Annotated in this window: 5 protein-coding genes; 4 read left to right on the top strand and 1 reads right to left on the bottom strand. The window is 45.9% G+C overall.

Annotated features, from left to right (window positions below; genetic code table 11):
- Positions 1 to 89: 89 nt before the first annotated feature.
- From BFI01S_RS21105 to BFI01S_RS24180, 4 genes are all read left to right on the top strand, one after another.
- Complete coding sequence (locus BFI01S_RS21105) at positions 90 to 542, top strand: YwiB family protein (protein WP_061794336.1); 453 nt, start codon at positions 90 to 92, stop codon at positions 540 to 542.
- A complete protein-coding gene (gene argS, locus BFI01S_RS21100) occupies positions 529 to 2,196 on the top strand; it encodes an arginine--tRNA ligase (protein ID WP_061794335.1) in 1,668 nt (555 codons plus the stop codon). Before BFI01S_RS21105 ends, argS begins: the two co-directional genes overlap by 14 nt.
- Before the next feature lie 128 nt (positions 2,197 to 2,324).
- Entirely contained in the window at positions 2,325 to 2,504 is a 180-nt protein-coding gene (locus BFI01S_RS21095; RefSeq protein ID WP_035328032.1) for a XapX domain-containing protein, read from the top strand.
- Positions 2,505 to 3,128: 624 nt separating this feature from the next.
- Positions 3,129 to 3,302: a hypothetical protein gene (locus tag BFI01S_RS24180; protein ID WP_235831250.1), complete on the top strand. Its 174-nt coding sequence runs from the start codon at positions 3,129 to 3,131 to the stop codon at positions 3,300 to 3,302.
- 29 nt (positions 3,303 to 3,331) lie between these two features.
- On the opposite strand, the gene uvsE is transcribed toward BFI01S_RS24180, so the two are convergent.
- Positions 3,332 to 4,288 (bottom strand): UV DNA damage repair endonuclease UvsE, encoded by a 957-nt coding sequence (uvsE, locus tag BFI01S_RS21080; RefSeq protein WP_061794333.1) that lies wholly within the window; start codon positions 4,286 to 4,288, stop codon positions 3,332 to 3,334.
- Positions 4,289 to 4,433: the final 145 nt, after the last annotated feature.

Here is a 4,433-nt window from a genome sequence, read left to right as displayed (position 1 = left end):
CTTACTGTCACCCGCTTCAGCTCCTTGCACTTTCCCCATCAAGTATTTATACTTATATAGTTATATAAGATGAAAAGGATGTGTTGCCGTTGTCCAGTCGCTCAGCGGAACAAATGCCTGTGAAGATTAATGTGAAGACAGATATTCGCAGTGGAGGCAGCAAAGAAACTTTTGAATTGACTGCTTTTGGCCGATACTATATAAAAGATTCCGCCCGTTTCCTTCAGTATGATGAAGTGATGGAAGAAGGAACAGTAAAGACGATTATTAAAATGTCCGATACAGACGGACTGATTTTACGAAGCGGCGCCGTGAAAATGAGGCTCCCTTTCAGAATGAATAAAAATCTCCGCGGCAGCTACGAGACGCCATACGGAGTGTTTGAGATGGGTACGGTGACCAAGCGGTTGGCCCATCAATATGATGGCGAATCCGGCGAAGGTTCGATTGATATTTTATACGACCTGAAAATGCAGGGATCCCACGCAGGTACATACCATTTGGCAATTACGTTTGAGGAGGAGAACAATGAACATAGTTGAGCAGGTGCAAGGCAAATTAAAGCAGGAAATTAAGGATGCGGTTGTGAAAGCCGGTTTGGCATCGGAAGAGCAGATTCCCGATGTGATTCTTGAAATCCCGAAGGAAAAGTCGCATGGCGATTATTCCACGAATATGGCGATGCAGCTCGCGCGAGTGGCAAAAAAGGCGCCAAGAATGATTGCAGAAGAGCTTATTGCTTCTTTTGACAGCTCAAAAGCTTCCATTGAAAAAATTGAAATCGCCGGACCTGGCTTTATCAATTTTTACATGAATAACGCTTATCTGACTGACCTGATTCCGGCCGTTCTGGAAGCAGGAGATCAGTACGGGGAAACAACAGTCGGCAACAATCAGAAGATCCAGGTGGAGTTTGTTTCCGCTAACCCGACAGGGGACCTGCATCTTGGACATGCCCGCGGCGCAGCTGTCGGCGACTCTCTATGCAATATTTTAGACAAAGCCGGCTACGATGTGTCCCGTGAGTACTATATCAATGATGCCGGCAACCAGATCAACAATCTGGCTCTATCGGTTGAAGCCCGTTATTTCCAGGCTCTTGGCTTAGATAAAGAAATGCCTGCTGACGGCTATCATGGCGAAGACATCATCGGCATCGGCAAAAAGCTGGCTGAAGAGCACGGTGATAAATATGTAAATGCGGATGAAAAAGAGCGTTTTGACTTTTTCCGTGAATACGGCCTGAAATATGAAATGGCGAAGCTGAAGCAGGACCTGGAAGACTTCCGCGTTCCATTCGATGTCTGGTATTCGGAAACATCCCTTTACCATAACGGCAAAATCGACACAGCCCTTCAGGCATTAAAGGATAACGGCCACATTTACGAGGAAGAGGGCGCCACCTGGTTCCGCTCCACTGCTTTCGGTGATGACAAAGACCGTGTGCTTATTAAAAATGACGGCTCTTACACGTATCTGACTCCAGATATCGCTTACCATAAAGACAAGCTTGAAAGAGGATTTGAAAAGCTGATCAACATTTGGGGCGCAGATCACCATGGCTACATTCCGCGCATGAAAGCGGCCATCCAGGCGCTTGGCTATGACCGTGAAGCGCTCGAAGTCGAAATCATCCAGCTTGTCCATCTGTACAAAAACGGCGAAAAAATGAAGATGAGCAAGCGTACCGGCAAAGCGGTAACGATGCGTGACCTTGTGGATGAAGTGGGGCTGGATGCAACACGCTATTTCTTTGCGATGAGAAGCGCAGATACCCATCTTGATTTTGACCTTGATCTGGCTGTATCACAATCCAATGAAAATCCTGTTTACTATGCACAGTACGCACACGCGCGTATTTCGAGCATCCTGCGCCAGGGTGAAGAACAGGGCATGTCTGCTGAAGCAGCAGATTACTCCCTGATTCAGGCGGAAAAGGAAATCGACGTTCTGAAGAAAATCGGCGAATTCCCGCAGGCTGTCGGCGAAGCAGCGCAAAAGCGCATGCCGCATAGAATTACTAACTATATTTATGAACTGGCTTCATCTTTCCACAGCTTCTATAATGCTGAAAAAGTATTGGATGCGGAAAATCCGGAAAGAACGAAAGCACGTCTGGCACTGATCAAAGCGGTTCAGACTACTTTGAAGAACTCCCTGAAATTAATCGGCGTATCTGCTCCGGAAAAGATGTAATGATGAAAGCTGGCACTTATTGGTGCCGGCTTTTTTCATGTTTTAGACGAAAAGGGGGAAGCTAAAGCCATATGTTTAAGGGTATAGTGAAACTGGTAAAACATAGTAAGTCATTTTAGGAGGGTCTCATGAAAATCGTTCTATTATCTATTCTTACAGGTTTCGTAGTCGGTTTTGTCTTTGCTTTCATGAAGCTGCCGATTCCCGCACCGCCCGCACTGCCTGGCATTATGGGAATTGTTGGCATTTACCTTGGATTTAAGGCATATGAAGTGGTTCTGCCCTGGCTGCAGGGAATATTGAGATAGATGGTGAAAGGGTGTCCTCGTGATCTTTGGGCATCCTTTTGTCTAAATGTGAAATTAGCAAATAAATCCGGAAATTAGCAAATAAACCTTGAAAATCAGCAATTAATCGCTAAAACCGCTGACTCCGTGTTGCGGATTTTTTCTTTTTGTATCTGAAGTTAGACTGGGTTCTGACTCTGTTTCCCGGTTTTCTGCCTTCTGTGTCAGAAGTTGGCCCGGGTTCGGACTCAAGAACCTGGATTTTTATTTTTTGTGTCCGAAGTTGGCCCGGGTTCGGACCCAAGAACCTGAATTTGTACTTTTTGTGTCCGAAGTTGCGCTATTTACCCTTATTGCGGCCATTCTTCTGCTTCGTGAAAAAATTTTCTTCATAAGCATCATAGGTGGAATCATAATTATTATAGGAGTGATCCTGGTAAATGGTCAGCTGAAATATTTTTCATGGAAGAAACGATAATCCACATAAAGGGAGGAGTCGTTTAGTGGCCTTGAAGAAACGGTTTAAAAAGAGTTTGGATTCATTGAAATTACCTTCTGCAGAAGAACTTAGAAAGGCTTTGGCATCACTTGATATCAAACTTGAAAGGCTCCTACTTTTTTGCTCCCAAAAGTGGTGTGCACAAAATGAAGAGCGCAGGCAGGGAAAACCTTGTTACACTGCATCTTTATTCACCTCCGATTACGGGTATGAAGGTGTACGATCTGGAAAAATGCGCAGCCTGTGTAGTCTCTGAAGACTGCGGAGCCTGGTGGCCGGAGGAGCAGAGACAGAAGGTGAGAGAGATTCAGTTAAAATAAAAAGGCGTTCCGCACATGGAACGCCTTCACTATTTCCACTCAATCTCCGCCCCGCCAATCCTTTTCACTCCGCGGATGCTGCTGATGTCCTCTGTCAGCTTAAGCGCAGCCTTGTCCTTGGCTTTCGCCTCGATCATAAAATCGATATCCCGATTAAAGGTTTTCAGCACGTCGAGAAGGGGCCGGATAAATTCCAGGTCAACATAGTCGGCATGGGACCGAAAGGCTTTTTCCGATTTGGGCGAGGAAATATGAATTTTCGGCTTGAGTCCTGTTTTTTCCCATGTCTGAAAAATCTCCGGGAGCAGCTCATCCAGCGGGCGGGTGCTGAGGTTCGTCATATGGTGATGATAATCAAACACAAGAGGGATGTTTTCCTTCTGGCAGGCAAGGAGAGTTTCATCCGCATTATAGGTTTTATCATCATTCTCAAGTGTCATTTGCTCTTTGATATGTGACGGCAGTGTCTTCAGGTTTTCATGGAACCGGTCAATGGTCGAGAGCTTGTCCCCATAAGCACCGCCAATATGGATATTGATGATGCTTTTCTTTTCAACACCCATGGCTTCAAACATCCGGTAATGGTATTCCATATCTTTAACTGCATTCCGGGTCACATCCTCGCGCGGAGAAGTGAACAGGGTGAATTGATTGGGATGAAAGCTGACGCGGTGACCATGTTTTTTAATCAAATCGCCAATCTCAAGCCATTTTTCCTTGTAGGGGGTGACAAAATCCCATAAAACCTCCGGGTGTGTGGCCAGAGGGACGATGGAGCTTGAGAGCCGATACAGCTGAATTTCATGGGCGATATTAAAATAAAGCATTCGCAGCGTATTTTGCAGATTCACCGCTGTGACGGTCTTCAGCTTGTCCAGCCTTTCCTCCTCAGGCAGCTGCTGGTACCGCGTAAATGTTAATGTCCTTGCAGGAGATGCCTCCCACAAGCTGATGGCATGGGAAACATACCCCAGTCTGATTTTCAATTTGCAGCACCTTCTTTATGCCGATTTATATTCTGACAGAATGTAAATCTTTGTATTTCGAGAGCTGTCTAGCTCCAGCGCCTACCCCTCGAGGTCACAAGCCAAACCTTCCATAAAGGCAAAGAACGCCTTTCCGGAAGGCTCG

The sequence above is a fragment of the Cytobacillus firmus NBRC 15306 genome (assembly GCF_001591465.1).
GTDB classification, from domain to species: Bacteria; Bacillota; Bacilli; order Bacillales; family Cytobacillaceae; genus Cytobacillus; species Cytobacillus firmus.
The sequence above is the reverse complement of the archived record's forward strand: the minus strand, read 5'-3'. Positions and strand labels throughout refer to the sequence as shown.

Excerpts from the sequence above, each read along its gene's own strand:
- BFI01S_RS21095 (WP_035328032.1), top strand. The coding sequence starts at position 2,325 with ATGAAAATCGTTCTATTATCTATTCTTACAGGTTTCGTAGTCGGTTTT.
- argS (WP_061794335.1), top strand. The coding sequence starts at position 529 with ATGAACATAGTTGAGCAGGTGCAAGGCAAATTAAAGCAGGAAATTAAG.
- BFI01S_RS24180 (WP_235831250.1), top strand. The coding sequence starts at position 3,129 with ATGAAGAGCGCAGGCAGGGAAAACCTTGTTACACTGCATCTTTATTCA.